The organism is Sphingomonas longa, from assembly GCF_016892685.1.
GTDB lineage: Bacteria > Pseudomonadota > Alphaproteobacteria > Sphingomonadales > Sphingomonadaceae > Sphingomonas > Sphingomonas longa.
Genome location: NZ_JAFEMC010000002.1, coordinates 247,041 through 268,781, shown reverse-complemented (window position 1 = coordinate 268,781; position 21,741 = coordinate 247,041). Strand labels below are relative to the sequence as shown.

At 67.5% G+C, this 21,741-nt stretch carries 23 protein-coding genes; 5 read left to right on the top strand and 18 right to left on the bottom strand.

Features of this window, described 5'->3' with window-relative positions; genetic code table 11:
• Positions 1–88: 88 nt before the first annotated feature.
• A complete protein-coding gene (locus ILT43_RS19680; protein ID WP_211534413.1) occupies positions 89–1,168 on the top strand; it encodes a cache domain-containing protein in 1,080 nt (359 codons plus the stop codon).
• Here the strand turns inward: ILT43_RS19680 and gmk are convergent.
• Positions 1,146–1,808: a guanylate kinase gene (gmk, locus tag ILT43_RS07350; protein WP_239474212.1), complete on the bottom strand. Its 663-nt coding sequence runs from the start codon at positions 1,806–1,808 to the stop codon at positions 1,146–1,148. The two genes, ILT43_RS19680 and gmk, sit on opposite strands and share 23 nt — an antisense overlap.
• Between gmk and ILT43_RS07345 the strand changes: the two genes are divergently transcribed.
• On the top strand, positions 1,807–2,412 hold the full coding sequence (locus ILT43_RS07345) for a DUF2585 family protein (protein WP_204197476.1): 606 nt from the start codon (positions 1,807–1,809) through the stop codon (positions 2,410–2,412). The genes gmk and ILT43_RS07345 overlap by 2 nt on opposite strands.
• Here ILT43_RS07345 and ILT43_RS07340 read toward each other — a convergent pair.
• The 6 genes from ILT43_RS07340 to ILT43_RS07315 all read right to left on the bottom strand — a co-directional run bounded on the left by ILT43_RS07340 (position 2,409) and on the right by ILT43_RS07315 (position 6,210).
• Entirely contained in the window at positions 2,409–2,603 is a 195-nt protein-coding gene (locus tag ILT43_RS07340; RefSeq protein WP_204197475.1) for a hypothetical protein, read from the bottom strand. The two genes, ILT43_RS07345 and ILT43_RS07340, sit on opposite strands and share 4 nt — an antisense overlap.
• The gene (locus ILT43_RS07335; RefSeq protein ID WP_204197474.1) at positions 2,600–2,809 is read right to left on the bottom strand and encodes a hypothetical protein; all 210 of its coding nucleotides are present in this window, start codon (positions 2,807–2,809) and stop codon (positions 2,600–2,602) included. Before ILT43_RS07335 ends, ILT43_RS07340 begins: the two co-directional genes overlap by 4 nt.
• A gap of 51 nt (positions 2,810–2,860) precedes the next feature.
• Complete coding sequence (gene fumC / locus ILT43_RS07330) at positions 2,861–4,252, bottom strand: class II fumarate hydratase (protein ID WP_204197473.1); 1,392 nt, start codon at positions 4,250–4,252, stop codon at positions 2,861–2,863.
• A 115-nt stretch (positions 4,253–4,367) separates the two neighbouring features.
• Positions 4,368–5,192, bottom strand: coding sequence for a nitrilase-related carbon-nitrogen hydrolase (locus tag ILT43_RS07325; protein ID WP_204197472.1), 825 nt, complete (start codon positions 5,190–5,192; stop codon positions 4,368–4,370).
• Positions 5,189–5,446: a glutaredoxin 3 gene (gene grxC / locus ILT43_RS07320; RefSeq protein WP_204197471.1), complete on the bottom strand. Its 258-nt coding sequence runs from the start codon at positions 5,444–5,446 to the stop codon at positions 5,189–5,191. Before grxC ends, ILT43_RS07325 begins: the two co-directional genes overlap by 4 nt.
• 32 nt (positions 5,447–5,478) lie before the next feature.
• Complete coding sequence (locus tag ILT43_RS07315) at positions 5,479–6,210, bottom strand: ComF family protein (RefSeq protein WP_204197470.1); 732 nt, start codon at positions 6,208–6,210, stop codon at positions 5,479–5,481.
• A gap of 44 nt (positions 6,211–6,254) precedes the next feature.
• On the opposite strand from ILT43_RS07315, the gene ILT43_RS07310 reads away from it, so the two are divergent.
• Positions 6,255–7,127, top strand: a complete 873-nt coding sequence (locus tag ILT43_RS07310; RefSeq protein ID WP_204197469.1) for a class I SAM-dependent methyltransferase — start codon at positions 6,255–6,257, stop codon at positions 7,125–7,127.
• 35 nt (positions 7,128–7,162) lie between these two features.
• Here ILT43_RS07310 and ILT43_RS07305 read toward each other — a convergent pair whose 3' ends face one another.
• The 9 genes from ILT43_RS07305 to ILT43_RS07265 all read right to left on the bottom strand — a co-directional run bounded on the left by ILT43_RS07305 (position 7,163) and on the right by ILT43_RS07265 (position 18,577).
• Entirely contained in the window at positions 7,163–8,482 is a 1,320-nt protein-coding gene (locus tag ILT43_RS07305) for an ABC1 kinase family protein (RefSeq protein ID WP_204197468.1), read from the bottom strand.
• A gap of 64 nt (positions 8,483–8,546) precedes the next feature.
• Positions 8,547–9,677, bottom strand: coding sequence for a glycerophosphodiester phosphodiesterase (locus ILT43_RS07300; protein ID WP_204197467.1), 1,131 nt, complete (start codon positions 9,675–9,677; stop codon positions 8,547–8,549).
• A 2-nt stretch (positions 9,678–9,679) separates the two neighbouring features.
• Complete coding sequence (locus tag ILT43_RS07295; RefSeq protein ID WP_204197466.1) at positions 9,680–12,094, bottom strand: TonB-dependent receptor; 2,415 nt, start codon at positions 12,092–12,094, stop codon at positions 9,680–9,682.
• Between the two features lie 110 nt (positions 12,095–12,204).
• The gene (locus tag ILT43_RS07290) at positions 12,205–13,002 is read right to left on the bottom strand and encodes a MetQ/NlpA family ABC transporter substrate-binding protein (RefSeq protein ID WP_204197465.1); all 798 of its coding nucleotides are present in this window, start codon (positions 13,000–13,002) and stop codon (positions 12,205–12,207) included.
• A gap of 37 nt (positions 13,003–13,039) precedes the next feature.
• Entirely contained in the window at positions 13,040–13,705 is a 666-nt protein-coding gene (locus tag ILT43_RS07285) for a methionine ABC transporter permease (RefSeq protein WP_204197464.1), read from the bottom strand.
• Positions 13,702–14,670, bottom strand: coding sequence for an ATP-binding cassette domain-containing protein (locus ILT43_RS07280; protein ID WP_204197463.1), 969 nt, complete (start codon positions 14,668–14,670; stop codon positions 13,702–13,704). Before ILT43_RS07280 ends, ILT43_RS07285 begins: the two co-directional genes overlap by 4 nt.
• On the bottom strand, positions 14,667–15,680 hold the full coding sequence (locus ILT43_RS07275; protein ID WP_204197462.1) for an LLM class flavin-dependent oxidoreductase: 1,014 nt from the start codon (positions 15,678–15,680) through the stop codon (positions 14,667–14,669). Before ILT43_RS07275 ends, ILT43_RS07280 begins: the two co-directional genes overlap by 4 nt.
• Complete coding sequence (locus ILT43_RS07270; protein WP_204197461.1) at positions 15,677–16,594, bottom strand: ATP-grasp domain-containing protein; 918 nt, start codon at positions 16,592–16,594, stop codon at positions 15,677–15,679. Before ILT43_RS07270 ends, ILT43_RS07275 begins: the two co-directional genes overlap by 4 nt.
• A gap of 99 nt (positions 16,595–16,693) precedes the next feature.
• Positions 16,694–18,577, bottom strand: a complete 1,884-nt coding sequence (locus ILT43_RS07265) for a CocE/NonD family hydrolase (protein WP_204197460.1) — start codon at positions 18,575–18,577, stop codon at positions 16,694–16,696.
• A gap of 170 nt (positions 18,578–18,747) precedes the next feature.
• On the opposite strand from ILT43_RS07265, the gene ILT43_RS07260 reads away from it, so the two are divergent.
• Complete coding sequence (locus ILT43_RS07260; protein ID WP_204197459.1) at positions 18,748–19,704, top strand: DUF808 domain-containing protein; 957 nt, start codon at positions 18,748–18,750, stop codon at positions 19,702–19,704.
• Positions 19,705–19,728: 24 nt separating this feature from the next.
• Here ILT43_RS07260 and ILT43_RS19855 read toward each other — a convergent pair whose 3' ends face one another.
• Positions 19,729–20,445 carry a DUF1428 domain-containing protein gene (locus tag ILT43_RS19855; RefSeq protein WP_204197458.1) on the bottom strand — a complete coding sequence of 239 codons (717 nt, stop codon included), beginning with the start codon at positions 20,443–20,445 and terminating at the stop codon, positions 19,729–19,731.
• Positions 20,446–20,561: 116 nt separating this feature from the next.
• Complete coding sequence (locus tag ILT43_RS07250; RefSeq protein WP_204197457.1) at positions 20,562–20,999, bottom strand: VOC family protein; 438 nt, start codon at positions 20,997–20,999, stop codon at positions 20,562–20,564.
• Positions 21,000–21,064: 65 nt separating this feature from the next.
• Here ILT43_RS07250 and ILT43_RS07245 point away from each other — a divergent pair, with 65 nt between their 5' ends.
• Entirely contained in the window at positions 21,065–21,736 is a 672-nt protein-coding gene (locus ILT43_RS07245; RefSeq protein ID WP_204197456.1) for a winged helix-turn-helix transcriptional regulator, read from the top strand.
• The last annotated feature ends 5 nt before the right edge of the window (positions 21,737–21,741 follow it).

Sequence of the window (21,741 nt, the reverse complement as noted above, 5' to 3'; positions counted from 1 at the left end):
GTTGGTCAAGATGGTCTTTACCTTTGTTTAGGTCGTTCCTATTTACCTATGAATGATGATTTTCGCCTTTGCATCCGTTTGCTAGCTCATGCCGCGCCGTATCCAATCGCTGCTGACGATGCTCCGCGAGGAAGTGACCCGCTACGCCAACAGCAATGAAGCGATTGCCGAGCGGACCAACCTGCTCGCGCTGAACGCGACGATCGAGGCGGCGCGTGCGGGGCCGAGTGGGCGCGGCTTCTCCGTGGTCGCGCAGGAAGTGAAGTCGCTGGCGATGCAGGCCGGCACCGCCGCCGCTGCCTTTCGCGAAGACTTTCTGGTGCGGCTGGCGCAGGGCGAGGTCATCGCGGACGAACTGGTTTCGGAGGTCGAGGGCGCCCGGCTGGCCGAGCTTGCCCAGTCGATTATGCAGGGCGTCACGCGGTCGATCCACGACCGATCGATCGACGTTCGCATGCTCGCGACCGATCCGGCGATCACCGCCGGGGTCACCAGCGCCCGCCTCAACCCGGCGGCCGAAGCGCAGGCGCTGGAGAGACTCCGCGCCCTGCTGCGATTTTCGCCCTATTTCATCAACGCCTTCGTCGTCGACGACAAGGGCAATGTCGTCGTCTGCGCCCATGCCAACACGGGAGTCCGGGCGGTCAACCTGCGCGGCATGCCGCAATATGAGCACGCGATGGCGGCGGCCCCGGACGAGGACTGGTTCACCGACGCGGTGTGGGAGAACCCGTATTCCGACAACCGCAAGGTGCTGGTCTTCGTCGCGCCGATCCGCCGCGCCGGGCACATCAAGGGTGCCGTGTATCTGGAATATGACTTCGAGGCGCAGAGCGGTGAGGTGATGGCCGCGGCCGGCCATACGAGCACCGGCATCACGGTGTCGATCGTCGATGCGACGATGCACGTCATGAACTCGACCGGTGACTATCGCTTCGGACAGCGCCTGATCGTGGACCGTCGATCCGCCGACGGCATAGCGGAACGCCTCGTCGTCGTGGCCCCCGCGGCGAGCGTCAAGGGATTCGACGGGCTCGGGTTGCAATGCGTCATCGAACAGAAGATACCGGATCAGCAGGCGATCGTCGAAGGCTTGCAGAGCAGCGGCCGGCGCCCCGCCATTGCCGACGCCGCGCGACGACGACTCAGCGGGTCAGCTTACGGATGAACCCGATCAGGCCGGTCTGGCGCGACCGCTTCAGCCGCTCGGCCGCCAAGATGGTCTTCACGCCCGCGAAGCATGCCTCGACATCGTCGTTGACGAGGACATAGTCATACCCGTCCCAGTGGCTGACCTCGTTCGCCGCCCGTGCCATGCGCGCGTCGATCACCTCCACCGCATCGGTCGCACGGCGCTCCAGCCGTTGACGCAGCTCGGCCATCGACGGTGGGAAGATGAAGACGCGGACGACATCGCCGCCGGCGATCTGGAATAGCTGTTGCGCGCCCTGCCAGTCGATGTCGAACAGCACGTCCTTGCCCGCGGTCAGCATCGCGTCGACCTGCGCGCGCGGCGTACCGTAGCGGTTGTCGAAGACGTGCGCCCATTCGAGGAACTCGTCGTCCGCCGCCATCCGCCGAAACTCTTCCAGATCGACGAAATGGTAATCCTTGCCGTCGACCTCGCCGACGCGCGGCTTGCGGGTCGTGACGGACACCGACATTTCCAGCTCCGGCTCCGCGGCCAGCAGCTTGCGCGCGATCGTGGATTTGCCCGCGCCCGACGGCGACGACAGCACGAACAAGACGCCGCGACGCTTCAGGTGATGCGGATCGGGCATCAGCCCGAGGTTGGCGGCGTGATCCATGCCCGCTAGTGCCGTGCCGGTGGCGCAGGCGTCAAGCATTGGTCGCTGCATCGCGGCGAAATCCGGCATCGCGATCGCTGCGGTCCTGACGATCGCGGCGGCGTCGCTGCTGGCGATGGGGCGGACGCTGATCTGCCGGTGCGGCCATGTCGCTCTTTGGCATGGCGAAGTGCAGTCGGATCGGAACAGTCAACAACTGACCGACTGGTACAGCTTCACGCATGTCGTGCACGGCCTGATCTTCTACGCCGCGGCGTCGACGGCGCTCCGGCGCTGGCCGCTCAGCGCGAAACTCGTGATGGCGGTCGGTTTGGAAGCTGCGTGGGAGATCGCCGAAAACACGCCGATGGTGATCGACCGCTATCGGGCGACGACGTTGGCGCTGGGCTATACCGGGGACAGCGTGTTGAACTCGTTCGCCGATATCGGCTGCATGATATTCGGTTTCTGGCTGGCGTCGCGCCTGCCGGTGGCGATGTCCGTCGCGATCGTGTTGACGCTGGAGGTCGGTCTGGCTCTCGTCATCCGCGACAATTTGACATTGAACCTGATCGCGCTGATCGTCCCCGTCGAGGCGATCAGCGCGTGGCAGGCCGGCGCTTAGACGCGACCGGCGCGCCGGCGGTCATACGCCTTCTTCGCGACATAACCGCCACCCAGCAGCATGCCGAGCGGACCCATGCGGCGCAGGCCGCCGACCGCCAGCGCCCCGAGCGCCGCACCCTTCACGCCGCCGCGTCCGTCGCGCCGATCGATCTCGCGCCCGACGAGCGCACCGATAATCCGTCCGATCATTCCATCTCTCCGAATGCGAGGTCCTTGAGTTCGCCGATGCCGCGCAATACCGCCCAACCGATCGCGTAGGTGATCGCCAGGGGTACCACGACCTTGAGCACGTTGGCTGCGATCGCGCCCTTGATGGCGCCATCGGCAGCACCGTCGTCGCCGCTCATCGCGTCGATCGCGCCGCCGACCAGGGCACCGATTGTCGTTGCACTCACGTAAGCATCTCCTTCTCGTCGATGAAGCGCGAGGAGCGGCGGAAGGTTCCGTCAGCGGCCGAGCATATCCTCCGCGCGCACGACCCGGTCGAACGTGTCGGCATCGACCAGCCCGAGTTCCAATCCCGCTTCCCGCAACGTCTGGCCATGTTCATGCGCGTGCTTGGCGATCTTCGCCGCATGGTCGTACCCGATTTCGGGCGCGAGCGCGGTGACGAGCATCAGCGATCGACCGACGAGTTCGGTGATGCGTTCGCGGTTCGGCTCCAGCCCATCGACGCAGCGTTCGGCGAAGCTGTCCATGCCGACGCTCAGCAGATGGATCGACCGCAGCACCGCCGCGCCGATCAGCGGCTTGAAGACGTTGAGTTCCAGATGCCCCTGCATCCCGCCGACCGTCACCGCGACGTGGTTTCCCATCACCTGCGCCGCGACCATCGTCAGCATCTCGCACTGGGTCGGGTTGACCTTGCCCGGCATGATCGAACTGCCCGGCTCGTTTGCGGGCAGGTCGAGTTCCCCGAAGCCGGAGCGTGGCCCCGATCCCAGCAGGCGGATGTCGTTGGCGATCTTCATCAGCGCGACCGCCAGCGTGTTGAGCGTGCCCGAGACGTGGACCAGCGGATCGTTCGATGCCAGCGCCTCGAACTTGTTCTCGGCGGTGCGGAACGGCAGCCCGGTCAGGTCCGCCATCTCGCGGGCGAAATCCTCCGCAAAGCCTTCCGGCGCGTTCAGCCCCGTGCCCACCGCCGTGCCGCCCTGCGCCAGCGCCGTCATGCCGTGCAGGATACCCGGCTCGATCCGCGCCTTCGAGCGATAGAGCTGGTGCGCATAGCCGGAAAATTCCTGACCAAGCGTTAGCGGCGTCGCGTCCTGAAGGTGGGTCCGCCCGATCTTGACGATGTCGTCCCACACCTCCGCCTTGGCCGACAACGCTGCTTCCAGGCGTTCCAGCGCCGGCATCAGCCGCTGCGTCGCCGCCAGTGCCACCGCGACGTGCAGCGCGGTCGGAAAGCTGTCGTTGGAGGACTGCGCGCGGTTCACGTCGTCGTTGGGGTGCACCGGCGACTTGCCGCCGCGTGTGCCCGTCAACATTTCGTTGGCGCGGCCGGCGATCACCTCGTTCACGTTCATGTTCGACTGCGTGCCGCTGCCCGTCTGCCAGATGACGAGCGGGAACTGGTCGTCCAGCCCGCCCGCGACGATCTCCGAAGCCGCGGCCTCGATCGCATCGGCCTTCTCCGCCGACAATCCGTGTCGCCGGTTCACGCGCGCGGCCGCCTGCTTCACCAGCGCGAGCGCGTGGACGATGCCGATCGGCATCCGCTCGGTCGCCCCGAACGGAAAGTTTTCCAGGGATCGCTCCGTCTGTGCCCCCCAATAGGCGTCGGCGGGAACCTCAATGGGGCCGATCGAGTCGGTTTCGGTGCGCGTGTCGGTCATGCGGAGGGGAACCCACGGGCGCACGATGGGGTCCATGACGCCGGGGGAGATTGCCAGCCGAAGAGCATTCCGTCTGCGGCTTACGCGACGGACACGACGAGGAAGTCTGGCACGATCATCGCACCACCGCGACCGGCGGGATCGGGCGACGGTGCGTCAACACCGGCACACGCGACCGCGCCGCCGTCAGAGCCTCCGGGTTGAGGGTCGCGAAGCCCAGCCCCGCCGCCTCGCCCATGTCCAGCACCACCTCGCCCCACGGATCGATCACCAGCGAATGGCCATAGGTGGTGCGGCCGTCCGCATGCTCGCCGGTCTGCGCCGCAGCTATCACCCACGCGCCCGCCTCGATTGCGCGCGCCCGCAACAGGGTGTGCCAGTGCGCCGCCCCGGTCGATCGCGTGAACGCCGCCGGCACCGCCAGCACGGTCGCGCCGGCATCGCTCAAAGCCCGATACAGGTCGGGAAAACGCAGGTCGTAGCAGATCGACAGGCCGATCATCCCTGCCGGCGTCGCCACCACGCTGGCCGTATCACCGGGCGCATAGGCCGCCGACTCTCGCCACACTTCGCCGGTCGGCAGGTCGACGTCGAACAGGTGCAGCTTGTCGTACCGGGCGCGGATTACGCCCTCCGCATCGATCACGAACCCGCGATTTGCGAAGCGCCCGTCATCCCGCCGCACCGCCAGCGAGCCGAGATGGACCCACAGCCCGTGTGCCTTCGCCGCCTCTCGCACGGCGGCCAGTACCGGATCGTCCGCCTCCGCCACGATCGACGCCGCCGCACGCACGCGGTCGCGATCGATCAGGCCCGACATCTCCGGCGTGAACAGCATCGTCGCGCCCGCCGCGGCCGCATCGGCGACGGCCGTCGTCAAGGTCTGCGCATTGACGGCAGGGTCGATCCCCGCCGTCATCTGCACCACCGCGATCTTCACGCCGCCAGCAGCGGGTCGAGCCCCCCTGCCCGGTCGAGCGCGGCGAGATCGTCGGAGCCGCCGATATGCTTCCCGTCGATGAAGATCTGCGGCACCGTCGTGCGACCGTTGGCGCGCTGGATCATCTCCGGACGGCGCGGGCCGCCCATCGTGATGTCATGCTCCTCCGGCTCCACCCCCTTCTTCGCCAGCAGGCTCATCGCGCGCGTGCAGTAGGGGCAGTACGCCTTGGTGTAGATTTCGACCTTTGCCATACATCAATAGGTGTGGTGCGCGTGCGACGCTGTCAATCGTCGCCCTCCAGCACGCGTGCCCAGCACAGGATCGTCACCGACCGCGCACCCGCCTTCAACAGCGCCGCCGTGCAGGCAGCCGCGGTCGCGCCGGTGGTGTAGACGTCGTCGACCAGCACCACCGCGCGACCCTTCACCACCCCGGGCCGCGTCACGACGAAGGCTCCTCGCACCTGCTTCGCGCGCTCGCGCCGGCCCAGCCCTCTCAACAGCGTCGTCGCACGGCGGCGTTGCAGCGCGTGATGATCGTGCGCCACGCCGGTGCGGCGCGTCAGCGCGTCGGCGATCAGCGCCGCCTGACTGAAACCGCGCCGCCACAACCGCCAGCGATGCAGCGGCACCGGGATCATCACCTCCGCATGCGGCGGCATCACCCGCATCATGCGCCGCGCCATCGTCTCCGCCAGGGCGATCCGCTCGCCATGCTTCAGCCGCACCGCGATCCGCCCCGCGACCGGGCCATAGGCCACCGCTGCACGGACGCCGGCATGGCGCGGCCTCTCCGCCAGACACGCGGCGCACAGCGCGTCCGGCCCACGATCATAGGCGAACGGCCGCTGACACGCCGCACACCACGGCGGCGCGACGAAGTGCAGCGTCCCCCAGCAGGCTGCGCAGAAACGATGATCCTCCGCCACCGGCACGCTGCATCCGGGACAGCGCGACGGCAGCGCCAGCGCGCCGACGGCGTGGACCGGTCGTGTCAGGAGGTCGATCGCCCGCATCCCGCTCTTGTCCCCCGTCCCCGCCCGGCGCACAAGCCGCGGCCATGAACGGACCCGCTCCCGATCCGGCATCGCAAGGCCGGCCCGCGATCTTCGACCGCCACGCCCGCCGCCGTCACCGCGACCGGGCCGAGTCGCGCTTCGCGGAGCACGACTTCGTCCACGCCGCGATGCTCGACGGGCTGGCGGAGCGTCTCGACGCGGTGAAGCGCGACTTCACCGACATCCTCGATCTCGGCAGCTGGACCGGCGGCTTCCTTGCGCCGCCCGGCGCGCGCGTAGCCCGCACCGATCCCGGTTTCGCCTTCGCGCGCGCGAGCCGCGGCGTGCAGGCGGACGAGGACCGATTGCCCTTCGCCGACGCCAGCTTCGACTGCGTGGTCAGCGCGGGGGTACTGGATCAGGTCGACGACCTGCCGGGCGCGCTGACGCTGGCGCGCCGCGTGCTGCGCCCGGACGGCCTGTTCCTCGCGGCGTTCGTCGGCGCCGGCTCGTTCCCGGCGCTGAAGGCCGCGTTCCGCGCTGCGGAGCCGGATCGCCCGGTAGCCCGCGTCCACCCGCAGATCGACGTGCGCTCCGCCGGCGACCTGCTGGTCCGCGCCGGCTTCGCCTTGCCGGTCGCCGACGTCGAGACGCTGGACGTCGGCTATCCGAACCTGTTCCGCCTGCTCGACGACCTGCGCGGCATGGCGGCCAGCAACGCGCTGGCCGAACGCCATCCGCTATCCCGCACGGCTCTGGCCCGCGCGGCGGATGCGTTCGCGGCGGCGGCGGGGCCGGACGGCCGGACGCGGGAGCGGATCGACATCGTCTTCCTCACCGGCTGGTCCCCCGACGCCAGCCAACCCAAACCCGCCCGCCGTGGCAGCGCCACCGCATCGCTGGCGGCGGCTCTGAAGGACAAACCTGGGACCTGAGCCATGCCCCCTCCCCTAAAAGGGAAAGGATCAGCTCAGACCTGATACCCCGCCACCATCGCCCGGACATCCACCCGCGCCTTCAACCGAGCCGCCAGCAACGCGGTGCCGCTGATCTTCCGCTGCGTGAACAGCGTATCGGCGGGCGGCAAATGCCAGGTCGCCCGATCGCGCGCGACCTCCATCCCCTGCTCGCGCAGTACGCCGACGAAGGCACGATCGCCGAAGTCGAACGGGCCCGGCTGGTTCAGTTCTCCCAGGATCACGTCGATCATCCGGTCGATCAGCGGCCCGTGCCGCTCGACCGCCGCCGCGCCGAGGAACCCGACCGCCAGCGCCGCCTCCCGCACCGCATCGCGGTCACCCGCCAGCCCCGCCATCAGCAGCGCGCGGTACCCCGCCGCCGTCTCCGCCGCGACCGGCCGCGCCGCTCCGAAGTCGAGCAGCACCAGCCGGCCGGTATCCGGCTGCCAGCGATAGTTCGCGAAATTGGGATCGGTCTGCATCAACCCCCAGTCGAGCAATTCGCGCAGCACCAGCGAGATCAGGTTGTGCATCACCCGGTCGCGCACGTCCTGCGGCGCGGTCTCCAGCGTCTCGACCGGCACCCCCTCGACGAAATCCATCGCCAGCACGCGCGACGTGGTCAGCGACGGCTCCGGCGCGGGCACCACGAAGTCGGGCGAATCGCCGATCAACTCGCGATACCGCGCCAGCATCCCTGCCTCGCGCTCGTAATCCGCCTCCTCGTTCAACTGCCGCTTCGCCTCGCCCAGCAGCGGCGCGATATCGAGTTCCTTCGGCAACAGCCCGGACACGCGCAGCAGCGTCGCGACATTGTCGACATCGGCGTCGATGCTGCCCGCGACGCCCGGATACTGAACCTTGATTGCCAGTTCGCGCCCGTTCGGCAAGCGCGCGCGGTGGACCTGACCGATCGAGGCGGCGGCGACCGGATGCGCCTGGAAATGCGCGAACTTCCGCCGCCAGTCGCGTCCCCATTCCGCCGCCAGCACCTTGTCCAGCTGCGCGGGCGGCATGTGATGCGCGTTGTCGCGAAGCCGCGCGAGGATCGTCGCCAATTCGGCAGGCAACATGTCGCCCGCGTCCATCGACACCATTTGCCCCAGCTTCATCGCCGCGCCGCGTAGATGCGACAATTGCTCGGCGACGCGCGTCGCATTGGCCGGCGTCAGCAGCAGGTCGCCCATGCTCGGCCGCTCGCCCCGCGCCAGCCGGCGCGCCCCCTCCGCGGCGACGCCGCCCGCGACGCCGCCCGCCAGTCGCCCGAACACACCCAGGCGGGAGAGGCGTCCACTGGGCACGGCACGGCCCTTGCTGCGATCGTCTGTCATGCCCGCGATATGGGAAATGCCGCCTGCCGGTGCATCCGCCGGCCGACAATTATCGTGACCACGGTTATCGTGGGTTGCCGACGTCCACCGCCTGCCGCCCCAGCGCCGGATCGTCGGTGAAGAACCCGTCGATCCCCGCCGCCAGATACCGCCGGATTTCCGCCACGGACCCTTGCGGATTGCGCGCATCGTCGCCCGCGTCGTTGCGGAAGTCGGCGGCGAGGAAGCGGTTCTCCGGCCGGAACGTCCACACCTGCACCAGCAGCCCCGCCGCATGTGCGTCCGCGACGATCGGCGATACCGCGCCCAGTCGCCCGTCCGGCCCCAGCGGGATCACGCCCCGTGTTGCCGGCGCGACGACATCGGCATAGCGCGCCATGTCCTTCAACCCGGCGCGCGTCGTCAGTTCGCCGAACGTGGTTTTGCCGTTCGCGGCGGCGATGTCGGCGGGGATCATGAAAGGCTCCCCGACCAGCTGCATCAACTTGACGCGCGGCGATCTGCCGATCTTGCCGCGCAGATACTTCAGGTTCGCGACCTCGAACGACTGGGTCTCGATCGGCGCGGTGCGCGTGTATGCATGCGCCGCCAGCACGGCGAGGAAGCGATCCTCCAGCGGCAACCCGATGCCCATGAAATAGGTCGAATGCTTCAGTTCGGGCACCAGCCCGATCACCCGCCCCCTCGCCGCCGCCTCCGCCGCGACGAAGTCGATCACCTCGTCCAGCGTGACGACCTGAAACTGCCCGTCATAGCTTCGGCTTTCGGTGCGGATCGTCCCCAGCCGCTCGACCGCGCGCAGCGTCTTCAACTCGGCGAGCGTGAAATCCTCGGTGAACCAGCCCTCCTGCCGCTCGCCATCGATCGTCTTCACCGTCTTGCGTGCGGCGAACTCCGGGTGCGACGCCACGTCGGTGGTGCCGACGATGTTGTTCTCATGCCGGGCGACCAGCACGCCGTCCTTGGTCGCGACCAGATCGGGCTCAACGAAATCCGCCCCGTCCTCGATCGCCTTGGCATAGGCGGCCAGCGTATGCTCGGGCCGCAGCGCCGACGCACCGCGATGCGCGAACACCAGCGGGCGCGGCGCGACCTGCGCCGTTCCCCTCTGCGCCGCCCCCGTCTGCGCCACTCCCGTCTGTGCCCCCGCTCCCGCTAACAGGACCGCCGCCAGCGCCGCCAGACTCGCGCGCATCCTCAGAACCCCACCGCGATCGTGCCGAAAAACTGGCGCGGGGCCAGCGGGAACTGGTTGAACGTCCCGGATGCCGCGCCGATCGAAAGTGTCGACGCCGCCTTCTTGTCGGTGATGTTCGTGACGTTCAGGCTCACCGTCGCGGTCCGGATCCCGCTGCCCGCGTCGAGCGGAACACGCACCGCGATCCGCCCCGCCAGCGTGAAATATCCCGGCACCGACAGGTCGTTGGTGAAGGTTGCATACCGCTTGCCGATATAGTCGCCGATCAGCTGCGCGTCGAACACGTCGTAATTCGCCGCCGCGACGAACTTGTTGAGCCATTTCGGCGTCCCCGGCACCGTCTTGCCCGATGTCGCGACCAGCGCGGTGCCGTTCGTATAGTCGTCCTGGAACTTCGACACATTGTACGACAGCGCGTCGTAGAACGAGAAGTGCGACCCGAACCGCAACGTGCCCGCCACGTCGATACCGTCGGTCTTCACGTCGCCGACATTCTGCAGGATCGCCGCCCCCGACACGATCGAGGTGATGACCGGGTTCGGGCTGATCCCGAGCAGCCGGTCGGAGAAATCGACGTGATAATAGCTGATCTGCCCGTCGAAACCGGTGATCGGCCCCAGCGACACCGACCTGCGCGTCCGCAGCCCGGCTTCGTAGGTCCAGCTCGTCTCCGGCTTCACATCGTTACGGAAGATCTCGAACGCGCCCTGGCTGCCCAGCGCAAAGGGCGACAGGCCGGCGGCGGCACTCGTCTGGAACTGGCGGATGTTCTTCTGTGCGTTGACGAAGACCTGCTCGTCGCCGGTCACCTCCCACAATGCACCCACCTGCGGCAGGAAGCCGCGATGCGTGTTCAGCTTGCCGACCGGCAGCGCGACCGATCCGGTGAAGGAACCGGGGATGGGCTGCACCGGCAGCCGCTGCGTCGCGTTCTGGAACGTGCTCTTGAAGCCCGCCTGTACCGTCAGCGTCGGCAGCACGCGCCAGCTGTCCTGGATATGCGTCTGGTACTCGTCGACCCGGATTTCGCTGTGATACTGGGTGATGAGCGGGGTCAGGTCGTCGCGCGGGCGCTCGTACGGGGTCGACGGATCGCCGACGAGCAGCGGATACCAGCGGCGGAACGCGCTGCTGCTCTGATGCTCGTACCATGCGCCGAATTCGATCCGATGGTCGCCGAGCGCGAGCTGGATCGTGGAGATCAGGCCACCACGGTCGATCCGGTACTCGGTCGTCCGCGTCGCGAAGCCCGATCCGCCGAACACCGTCGTCAGGTTCTGGCCCGGATAATAGAAGGAGAACAGCCGCGGCAGGCCGGCGACGTCGATCGGCCCCGCCACCACGCCGACGCCGTCGTTATGGTGATAATATCCGGTGTTCGACCACGTCACCCGGTCGTCGACCTTCCAGTCGTATCGGGCATAGCCGAGGTAATCGGTGCGCTGCGCATCGCTGTAGTAGTTGCGATAGTTCGATCCTGCGGCCCGGTACGCGCCCGATGCCAGATACTGCAAGGCGGCGCCGAAATTAGGGTAGAGGAACGGTCGCGCATAGGGAGCGGTGGCGCGGTTCGCCGGGGTGATGACGGTCGCGTCCTCGTTCGGCTCGATCTTGTCGGAAAACGCGCCGTACAGCGTCAGCTTGCCGTTCTGGTCGTCGTGGACGAACTTGGCGTTGGCCTGATATCCGCCCTGAATGCCGTCGAAATCCCACGCCCGCGCCTTCTGGCGCACGCCGGCGATATAGGCGGAGTTGCCGTTGCCGAAGCTGCCGGTGTCGACGCGCACGTACAGGCGGCTGGCATCGTAACTGCCCAGCGTCTGGTTCAACTGCACGCCGAACGCGGGCTTTGGATCGCTGGAGAAGGTATCGATCGTGCCGCCCAGGTTGCTGGTCGATGCGGTGCCCAGGTCGCCTGCCCCCGATGCCAGCGTCACCCGCGCGACGTTTTCGGAAATGATCGCGCGCTGCGGCGACAGGCCATTGAAATTGCCATAGGTCTGGTCGCCCAGCGGCACGCCGTCCAGCGTATAGCCGAGCTGCTGCGCATTGAAGCCGTGGATGAAGAGCGAGATGTTCTGCTCGTTATTGCCCCACGGATCGGCGGTCAGGTACGTCACGCCGGGCAACGTCTGGAGCGCCTGGAGCGGACTGACGCCGGGCAGCACGCGCTGCATCTCCACACCGGTGATCTGCGTCACGGACCGCGTGTTCGCGCCGGTGACGACGATGTCCTGTCCTTCGGTCTGACCCTCGGCCTGGGCCTGCGGCTCCTTTGCGGTTGGCGCGGTCGGACCCTGCCCGTCGACGGCGGTCGTCGCCAGTGCGGCGGTCCTTTGCGCGCCGGCGAATGCGGGCATCGTCACGGCAAGGGCGGCACCGGTCATCAGTGCCGCACGGCGGATCGTCGTCATCGCTTCGTCTTCCCCAATCGTCCGCCCCCGTCATCGGGGGGTCGGATCGTCGGAGCCGGCGCTAGTCGCGGCGTAAGACAGTGTGTTGACGGTTATGCGACGGTTTGGCGTCAGAACGCCGGCAGGACCGCACCACCATATTTGCGGGCGAGGAACGCCTTGGTTTCCGGGCTGCGCAGCGCCGCCACCAGCTTCTGGACGCGCGGGTCGGTCTTCGCCGCCGCCAGCCCGACGACATAGTTGACATAGGGGCTGTCTTTCCCCTCGATCAGCAGCGCGTCGCGCGTCGGGTTCAACTTCGCGTCGAGCGCGTAATTGGTGTTGATCAGCGCCAGATCGACCTCGCCCAGCACCCGCGGCAGCGTCGCCGCCTCCAATTCGCGGAACTGGAGCTTCTTCGGGTTCGCGACGATATCGCGCGGCGTCGCGGACGGATCGTCGGGGTTCTTCAGCGTGATGATCCCCGCCGTCGCCAGCAGGCGCAGCGCCCGGCCGCTGTTGCTCGGCTCGTTCGGGATTGCGACGGTCGCGCCCGCGGGCAGATCGCCGATCCGCTTCCACTTGCGCGAATAGGCGCCGAACGGCTCGACATGGATGCCCGCGATCGTCACCAGCTTCGTGCCGCGCGCGGCGTTGAAGGAGGCGAGGTACGGCTCGGTCTGGAAGTAATTGACGGTGATCCGCCCCTCCGCGACCTGCGTGTTGGGTTGGACGTAGTCGTTGAACACCTTCACATCCAGCGTCACGCCCTGCTTCGCCAGCACCGGCGCGACCTGCGCCAGGATCTCCGCATGCGGCACCGCCGTCGCCGCGACGGTGAGCGTGTTCGGATCGCTGGCGGACTTGCTCCCCCCGCACGCGGCGAGCGGAAGCAGGGCGATAGCGGCAAGAAGGCTGCGACGGATCATGACCTGAGTTCCTGAATGGAGCAAAAAGAACGACGCATCACCGCCGCGTGAACCGCCGCACCAGCGCATCGCCCAGCATCTGGATACCCTGCACCAGCACCAGCAGCAGCGCGACCGTCACCAGCATGACATCGGTCTGGAACCGCTGATACCCGAACCGGATCGCCAGATCGCCCAGCCCCCCGGCCCCGACGACGCCCGCCATCGCGGTGAACGACACCAACGCCACCGCCGTCACCGTCGCGCCCGCGACGATCCCCGGCACCGCCTCCGGCAACAGCGCGCGCAGCACCAGATCGCGGGTCGTCGCGCCCATCGCCTGCACCGCCTCCACCGTATTGCGATCGACCTCGCGCAGCGCCGTCTCGACCAGCCGCGCGAAAAACGGTGCCGCGCCCACCACCAACGGCGGGATCGCGCCGACAACGCCCAATGAGGTTCCGACCAGCAACACGGTGATCGGGATCATCACGATCAGCAGGATGATGAACGGCACCGACCGCAGCAGGTTGACGATCAGCGCGACGACGCCGTTGCCGATCCGGCTCGCCCAGACCTGCCCCGGCCCGGTCAGGAACAGCACCACGCCCAGCGGCAACCCGATCAGGATCGTCAGCACCAGCGATCCGCCGAGCATCGCCAGCGTCTCCAGCGTGGCGCGGCCGATCTCCGCCCAGTCGATATTGGCGAACAATCCGCTCATGCGCTCACCTCGCCGGCCCGGCCCAGTGCCGCGACCGCCGCCGCGACATCGCCGCCGCTCAAACCTAGCGTCAGTTGCCCGAAGCTATCGTCCTTCAACCGGCCGATCCGGCCGTCGAGGATCGCGAAGTCCGTACCAGTCTCGCGCGCGATCCGCGTCAGCACCGGCTGCCACACCGCATCGCCGCGCAGCATCAGCCTCACGACCCGCCCGTCGAAATCGATCGCCGGCGCATCCTCACCCGCCACCGCGATCATCGCCCGCGTCTCCGCCGCCTGCGGGCGCAGGAACACGTCGGCGACCGTTCCGCTCTCGACCACGCGGCCCGCATGCAGCACGGCGACGCGGTCGCAGACCTGCCGCACCACCTCCATCTCGTGCGTGATGAGGACGATCGTCAGCCCGAGTTCGCGGTTCAGCTCGGCGATCAGCGCCAGGACGCTGTGCGTCGTCTCCGGGTCGAGCGCGCTCGTCGCCTCGTCGCACAGCAGGATGTCCGGCCCGGTCGCCAGCGCGCGCGCGATGCCGACGCGCTGCTTCTGCCCGCCCGACAACTGCGCCGGATATTTCGCGCCCTGATCCTGTAACCCGACCCTTGCCAGCAGGTCGCCCACACGGGCGGAGGTCACCGACGCCGCCTCGCCGCCGATCTTCAGAGGCAGCGCGACGTTTTCCGCCACCGTTCGCGACGACAACAGCCCGAAATTCTGGAAGATCATCCCGATCCGCCGCCGCAACGTCCGCAAGTCTGCGCCGCCGAGCGCCGCGACATCGATCCCGTCGACCTCGACCCGGCCCGATGTCGGCCGTTCCAGCCCGTTCAGCAGCCGCACCAGCGTCGACTTGCCCGCGCCGGATCGACCGATGATCCCGAACACCTCGCCTCGCGCCACCGACAGGTCGACGCCCGCCAGCGCGGCGTGGCCGTCGCCGAAAATCTTGTGGACGCCCTCCAGTCGGATCACGCGGCGATCACCTGCGCCGCAAACCGCTCCATCTCCTCCGCCTGAGGGCTGAATTGCAGCAGCAACAGATCGAGCCCGGCATCCTCGTACTCGGCGATCCGCTCCTTCACCTGCTCGGGCGTCCCGACCAGATTGGGGCGGAGGCCGCGGTTGGAGACGCTGTATTCCTGGATCTTCAGCTCCCGTTCCAACTGAGTCCCCGACAGCCACTGATCGAAATTGGCGTAGCCGGCGGGCAAGTCGCGGACCTCGGTGATCCGCGCCAATTCCCGCTTCGCCTCCGCCTCGCTGTCCCGCACGATCGCATAGGCAGCCATCCCGAACGTCATCGGCGCGCCGCCCGCAGCGGTGCGGCGGGCCTGCATGTCGGCGATCTTCGGCGCGATCGCCGACGCGGGGTCGCCGTGCATGACATACGCATCGCACTTGCCCGCGATCAGCGTCTTGGCGGTCTCGCTCTCGCCGCCTGCGTACAGGATCGGCGCGTGCAGCGGCTTGGGCGCGCAGATCGCGTCCTCGGTGCGATAAAATTGCCCCTCGAAACTGAACCGCTCCTCGCACCACAGGCCCTTCACCACATCCAGCCATTCGGACGTGCGGGCGTAGCGGTCGTCATGCTGGTCGAACTGGAGGCCGTACTGCTTCGCCTCGTCCGCCCACCACGACGACACGACGTTCAGCGACAGCCGGCCGCCGGAGATCCGGTCGATGTTCGCCGCCGCCTTCGCGAACAGCGCCGGCTGGTGGAAGTTCGGCCGCACCGCGACCATCAGCTCCTGCGTCTTCGTGACGGCGGCGATCGCCGCGGCGGTCGACCAGGCGTCGAGGGCGGGCTGGTCCGTGCCCTTGATGTCGTTCAGGTTCAACTCGGCGATCAGCGTCAGGTCGAACCCGATCTGCTCCGCCCGGATCGCCAAATCGCGGACATAGTCCCACTCCGCCCGCATGCCTTCGTCGCCGACGTTGCGCAGCCAGCCGCCGAACACCGGCATCCAATAACCGTACCTCACGTCTTCGCCTCCGCAATCTTCATCTCGAGCCAGTCCACCAGCCGCTCATGCGGGTCCCAGCCCAGCACGCTCAACGGATCGGCGACGAAATTGGACAACGCGTTGATGTCATAGAAGCGCGCGGTCCCGTCGCGATCGTCGATCATCACCTCGACGCCGCCGACATCGATCCCCGCGGCCTGCACGATCCGCTCGGCCGCGTCGACCAACGCCGCATCCGGCTCCACCCGATCGATCGCGATCGACGCCTTGCCCGGCGCGACGAGGCATACATCGGCCGGGCACAGGTCGAAACTGCCGCCGCCGTCCACGCCGAGCGCGTACAGGTATTTGCCCCCTAGCGTCTCGATCCGCGTGATCGCCCCACCCCGCACCGGCGTATATTCCTGCACCATCAGCACGCGGTCGATGCTGTCTGGCGTCGTCCCGTCCGCGACCGACGCCGCCAGCGCCGCGACATCGTCATAGCGGACGATCCCCGCGCCGGAGCCGCCGATGTTCGCCTTGACGACGATCGGGAAACGCAGCCCCTCACTCGCGGCGACCAAATCGGCGGCGCGGTGGACGATCCGCGTCGCCGGGATGCCGAGGCCGAGGCCCGCGATCAGCGACAATTGCCGCGCCTTGGACGCATCCACCGCCAGCGCGGCGGGGCCGTTGACGACCCGCGCGCCCTGCGCCGCCCAATGCGCCATCAGCGCCTGCGCGTAGAAGATCGGATGCTCCGGCTGGCGCAGGAAGCTCGACATGGCGATGCGGTTGAACACCACCGGCGCGGGCGGCGTCGGGTCGGCGGGGTCGAAGCCGTGACCGTCCGCGGTCGCCGCCACATAATCGATCCCGCGCCGGTCCAGCGCCGCGAACAGCGGCGTGAACCAGGCAGGATGTTCGTACAGGATCGCCAGATCGGCCATGTCGTCCTTCAATCGCGCGCCAAGAGAGCCGGCGTCCCTAGCTCAATGGACGCCGGCCGTTTTCAGGAGTTTAGCTTTACGCCGCGATAGCCGCCCTGCTTACCGGCCGATCACGGGCAATTCGATATACGACGCGTCGGCACCGGCATGATGCACGGCATTGCGTGCCGCGATGCCCTTCGACTCGCGCTCGTTGTCACCCCCGGTGTTCAGGTTGCGGACGAACTTCGGGAAGTTGGACGATGTCACCTCCACCCGGATGCGATGCCCGGGCAGGAACGTGTTGCTGGTCGAGATCGGCGTCGGCTTCAGCGTGTAGACCGTGTTCGGCGCCATCATCGCCGGCGTCGCGAAGCCGTCGCGATATCGCGCGCGCAGGATCGTATCGCCCAGGATATACGCGGTCCCGTCCGGCGCGACATCGACCAGCTTGACCGCGAAATCGGTGTCCTTCGCATCCGACGATATCTTCAGCACCGCGTTGACGAAGCCGGTTACTTCGATGGGCTTCGTCAGCGGCTCGCTGCTGTACACCAGCACGTCGTCCCGCGCCTCGATCACCCGCTGGTCGAACGCGCCCGCGGTGATAAGCCCGCCGTTGCAGCAATCCGCGCCGCCGATCGTCTGCACCGGATTCATCGGATCATAGGTGTAGCGATCCGCCATCTCGCCCGCCGGCGGGGCGCCCGCATCCAGCCGCCCATCACCGCTCATCCCGTTGGCGCGCCCGCCGGAGCGCAGGTACATCCGCACCGTCTTCGCCTCCGCCGGCGGCCACTGCGTAGCCTGCTGCCAGCGGTTCGTGCCCATCGTATAGTAGCGGATCGGCGCGGTGCGGGCTGGGAACGCCTTCATATCGCCCTTCAGCCAGCGATCGAAGAACGCGTAGATCTGCCCGTCCGTGTCGAAGCTGGCATCGCCCAGGTCGCGGTCGCCCGACTGGAAGTTCGGCCCCAGCCGCGCGAAGGCGCAGTGGGTGTTCGGCGCGACCACGGCGAACTGGTTCGCGCTCGCCTCCTTGTCGGACTTTACCGCGCGCGCATGGTTGAACAGCGCCAGATTGGGCCCGATCGACACGTCGTACCACGAATTGAACCACAGGGCCGGCACGCCCCAGCCCATGTCGTCGTGATACAGCCCACCCGTCCGCCACGCCGGATCGGCCGGTCCGGCGCGCGCGGTAAACTGTTCGAACGTCGCCGGCGGTTCGCCCAGGTCCTTCAGCATGTCGGCATAGGGCAGGTGCCGGATCTGCGTGAACCAGTTCACCTCCGGCTTCTTCGCGTCGAGATCGTTGTACCGCGCGATCCGCGCGCGTGTCGGCTGGTCGAGCCCCTTGGGCAATTCCGCGCGAAGCGGATTATCGACTCCGTACAGCCAGATATGGAACAGCGTGCGTGGCACGCCGCCGGTGTACCAGTTGCCCTGTTCCTCGAACGGCCCGACCTTGCCGATGCCGGCCCCCGACGCCATCGGCACCATCGCCGCGTGCGCGGGATGGTTCTGCGCCGCGAGCGCCAACTGCCATTCCGCCGACGAGGAACAGCCGACCGTGCCGACCTTGCCATTCGACCAGGGCTGTTTCGCGATCCACGTCAGCGTGTCGTAGCCATCGGTCTGCGGCAGACCGAGAATCTCGTACTTCCCTTCCGAGTAATAGCGCCCGCGCTCGTTCTGCACGACGAAGGCGTAGCCGCGCTTCACCGCCTCCAGCGCGCGACGGCTGGTCGCGGTCTTGTACGACAGCTCGTTATAGGGCGTCTTCCACAACAGCGTCGGCAGCGGCCCCTTCGCGTCTTTGGGACGGTAGATGTTCGTCGCCAGCCCGACGCCGTCGCGCATCGGCACCAGCGCGATCATCTCCGCATCGACCTTCGCCGCCATCTCGCGCGCGATCGCGTCGTCGCTGTAGCGGGCATAATCCTGCGCCGGTGCCCCTGTCGCCATTGCCAGCGCGGCCGTCGCCGCCAACATCCTGCCCATCCGCATCGATATCGCCCCTTTATCGCTCGTTGGCGGGCAACCTACAGGCTGCAAAGCGGAAATCCACCGGCGCTCGTCAGTTCGCCTCACGTCCGTACATTTCCTCTAGCCACTTCGCCGCCATTGCTGTTCAGCTTCCGCGCAACCTATCACGACACGGATATCCGTTCATGGCCTCTGGTCTCGTAGCCCTTCTCGACGATGTCGCCGCGATCGCGCGTCTGGCCGCGGCGTCCGCGGATGATATCGCCGCCGCGTCGATGAAGGCCTCGTCCAAGGCGATGGGCGTGGTCGTCGACGACGCCGCCGTGACGCCGAAATACGTCTCCGGCCTGACGCCCGCGCGTGAGCTGCCGATCATCTGGCGGATCGCCAAGGGATCGCTGCGCAACAAGCTGCTATTTCTGCTGCCCGGTGCCCTACTGCTAAGCGCGCTGGTGCCGTGGATCATCACCCCGATCCTGACGCTGGGCGGCCTGTACCTGTCGTACGAGGGCGCGGAGAAGATCATCGAGATGGTGACCGGCCACGGCCACGGCACCGAGGACGCGGCGCTCGCCGACCAGACTCCGGAAGAGATCGAGAACCAGAAGGTCGGCGGGGCTGTCCGAACCGACCTGATCCTGTCGGCGGAGATCATGGCGATCGCCCTGTCGGAGGTGTCGGACCAGAGCTTCGCGACGCAGGCGGCGGCGCTGGTCGCGGTGTCGTTGCTGATCACCGGCGGCGTCTACGGCGTGGTCGCGCTGATCGTGAAGATGGACGATATCGGCCTGAATCTGGCCGCACGGCGCAACGGTGCCGTGCAGGCACTGGGGCGCGGTCTGGTGACGGCGATGCCGGTCGTGCTGGCGATCCTGGCAAAGGTCGGGACGATCGCGATGCTGTGGGTCGGCGGCGGCATCCTGATCCACGGACTGGAGGAATTCCACATGGAGGCGCTCCCCCATGCCGCGCACGTCGTATCCGATGCCGTCGCCGGCCTGACGCCGTTCGCACCCGGCATCGGGTCGTGGTTCGGCTTCGCCGTCGCGTCGGCACTGGTCGGCCTAATCGTCGGCACGATCGTCGCGCTGATCGTGCCGCGCGTCATGACGCTGTTCGGCAAGTCCGCGCCCGCTCATTGAAAACGGGGGCGGACGCGACCTCGCTCAGTTCGCTGTGTCGAGGATCGGCACGAACCCGCCATAGGTCATGCGCTTGCCGTCGAACGGCATGTCGAGCGCATGCACCCGCGGGTCCTCCATCATCTTGCCCATGCCCGCGTTGCGCGTTGCCTTGTCGGGCCATTCCAGCCAACTGAACACGACCGCCTCGCCCGGCTCCAGTTGCACGGCGCGGCGGAAATCGGTCACCTTGCCCTCCGCGATATCCTCCGCCCAATTCTCCGTCCCGCGCGTGCAGCCATTCTCCGCGACGATCGCCGTCATCGTGCGCGCATGGTCCAGATACGCCTCCTTCGATGCGATCGGCACCGGCGCGAGGAAGCCGTCGATATAGCCGAACGGGCCGCCTTGCCCGCCGTCGTAGATCTCCTGGAACCCGGCATAGATCAGGCGCTTGCCGTCGAACGGCATGTCTTCAGGCGGTTTCATCCGCTCGTCTTCCATCATCCTCGCCTCGGCGGCCTTGGCAGTGTCATGGTCGGGCCACACGATCCACGAGAACACGATCGTCTCGCCCTCCTCCGCCGCGACCGCGCGGAAGAAGTCCGTGAGTGTACCGTGCGGCACGTCGTCGCCCCAGCATTCCACGACCCGCGATGCGCCATATTCCAAGAACAGCGGTGCGGCCATCTGCGCCATCGCCAGATACGCGTCGCGCTTCCCGGTCGCGACGGGAATGACGAACCCCTGAACGCACGACATGATTCTCTCCTCGCTGTTATCCGCCGATCATGACTGCGTAACCAAGGATCGCCAAGACGGTCGCCACGAACGCCAGCACGCCGGTCTTCAGATCGGGTCCGACGCGCCGGCGCACGTCATGCCGCCTGCGTCTGGCCGCCCATCGCGGCGAGTGCGGCGTCGAGGTCCATGTACATCGGCTCGAAGATATGGCCGTCCGGGTCCTCGAAGCTGCGGCCGTACATGAAGCCGTGATCCTGTGGTGGGCGAATGTCCGCCTTGCCGCCCGCCTTCGCCGCTGCTTCGGTGATTGCATCCACCGCCTCCCGGCTGTCCTGCGACAGGCATAGCAGCACCTCCGTACTCTGGTGCGCGTCGGCGATCGGCTTGGGCGAAAATCCCGCGAAGAAGTCGTGGCTCAGCAGCATGAACACGATCGTGTCGGAAACCTGCATCGACGCCGCCTTGTCGGGCTGGCTGAACCGCTCGTCCTTCGTCGCGCCGATCGCCTGATAGAAGGCGATGGACGCCTCCACATCCTTCACCGGCAGGTTCACGAAGATCATTTTGGCCATGTCGTCTCTCCCCTTTGCGAATCGCTGTTTGCCTTGAATGCTGCATCTAGTTATGAAATACAACTATGAGGTCAGAAAAGATAACCAGATGGTATGACGACGCCTGCGGCACGGCGCATGCGCTGGAATTGCTGGGGGAGCGTTGGTCGATCCTTGTCGTGCGGGAACTGATGTTCGGCCCGCGCCGCTTCGGGGATTTGCGCGGCGGCCTGCCGGGGATCAGCGCGAACATCCTGACCCAGCGGCTGGCGGGGCTGGAGGCGGCGGGCGTGCTGCGTCGCCGCCTCCTCCCTCCGCCCGCCGGCGTGCAGGTCTACGAACTCACGCCTTGGGGGTATGAGAGCGAACCGATCATGCAGACGCTGGGCCGCTGGGCGGCACGGTCGCCGGATCACGACCCCACCCTGCCTTTTTCCGCGGCATCGGCGATGATGTCCCTGCGGACGATGCTGGATGTCGGCAAGGCCCGCAGCATGACCGCGACGATCGGCTTCCGCTTCGACACCGACTCGTTTGTCGCGCGACTGGCGAACGGCGAACTACCCATCGCGCGCAGTGACGAGCCCGCCGACGTGACGCTCGATACCGATCCGGTCACGATGGCCGCGCTCGTCTACGGCAAATGGCCGCTGGCGGAGGCGGAGGCCGCCGGAGCCGTCCGCGTGACCGGCGATCGGGTGACATGGGATCGTTTCGTGACGCTTTTCGCGCTGCCGTCGAAGGTGTCGGTTGAGTAGGGAGC

Excerpts from the sequence above, each read along its gene's own strand:
- ILT43_RS07305 (WP_204197468.1), bottom strand. The coding sequence starts at position 8,482 with ATGACAGACGATCGCAGCAAGGGCCGTGCCGTGCCCAGTGGACGCCTC.
- ILT43_RS07300 (WP_204197467.1), bottom strand. The coding sequence starts at position 9,677 with ATGCGCGCGAGTCTGGCGGCGCTGGCGGCGGTCCTGTTAGCGGGAGCG.
- fumC (WP_204197473.1), bottom strand. The coding sequence starts at position 4,252 with ATGACCGACACGCGCACCGAAACCGACTCGATCGGCCCCATTGAGGTT.
- ILT43_RS07285 (WP_204197464.1), bottom strand. The coding sequence starts at position 13,705 with ATGAGCGGATTGTTCGCCAATATCGACTGGGCGGAGATCGGCCGCGCC.
- ILT43_RS07295 (WP_204197466.1), bottom strand. The coding sequence starts at position 12,094 with ATGACGACGATCCGCCGTGCGGCACTGATGACCGGTGCCGCCCTTGCC.
- ILT43_RS07265 (WP_204197460.1), bottom strand. The coding sequence starts at position 18,577 with ATGGGCAGGATGTTGGCGGCGACGGCCGCGCTGGCAATGGCGACAGGG.
- ILT43_RS07315 (WP_204197470.1), bottom strand. The coding sequence starts at position 6,210 with ATGCGGGCGATCGACCTCCTGACACGACCGGTCCACGCCGTCGGCGCG.
- ILT43_RS07250 (WP_204197457.1), bottom strand. The coding sequence starts at position 20,999 with ATGGCCAAAATGATCTTCGTGAACCTGCCGGTGAAGGATGTGGAGGCG.
- grxC (WP_204197471.1), bottom strand. The coding sequence starts at position 5,446 with ATGGCAAAGGTCGAAATCTACACCAAGGCGTACTGCCCCTACTGCACG.
- ILT43_RS07290 (WP_204197465.1), bottom strand. The coding sequence starts at position 13,002 with ATGATCCGTCGCAGCCTTCTTGCCGCTATCGCCCTGCTTCCGCTCGCC.
- ILT43_RS19680 (WP_211534413.1), top strand. The coding sequence starts at position 89 with ATGCCGCGCCGTATCCAATCGCTGCTGACGATGCTCCGCGAGGAAGTG.
- ILT43_RS07270 (WP_204197461.1), bottom strand. The coding sequence starts at position 16,594 with ATGGCCGATCTGGCGATCCTGTACGAACATCCTGCCTGGTTCACGCCG.
- ILT43_RS07260 (WP_204197459.1), top strand. The coding sequence starts at position 18,748 with ATGGCCTCTGGTCTCGTAGCCCTTCTCGACGATGTCGCCGCGATCGCG.
- ILT43_RS19855 (WP_204197458.1), bottom strand. The coding sequence starts at position 20,445 with ATGTCGTGCGTTCAGGGGTTCGTCATTCCCGTCGCGACCGGGAAGCGC.
- ILT43_RS07245 (WP_204197456.1), top strand. The coding sequence starts at position 21,065 with ATGAGGTCAGAAAAGATAACCAGATGGTATGACGACGCCTGCGGCACG.
- gmk (WP_239474212.1), bottom strand. The coding sequence starts at position 1,808 with ATGGATCACGCCGCCAACCTCGGGCTGATGCCCGATCCGCATCACCTG.
- ILT43_RS07340 (WP_204197475.1), bottom strand. The coding sequence starts at position 2,603 with ATGATCGGACGGATTATCGGTGCGCTCGTCGGGCGCGAGATCGATCGG.
- ILT43_RS07310 (WP_204197469.1), top strand. The coding sequence starts at position 6,255 with ATGAACGGACCCGCTCCCGATCCGGCATCGCAAGGCCGGCCCGCGATC.
- ILT43_RS07345 (WP_204197476.1), top strand. The coding sequence starts at position 1,807 with ATGCCCGCTAGTGCCGTGCCGGTGGCGCAGGCGTCAAGCATTGGTCGC.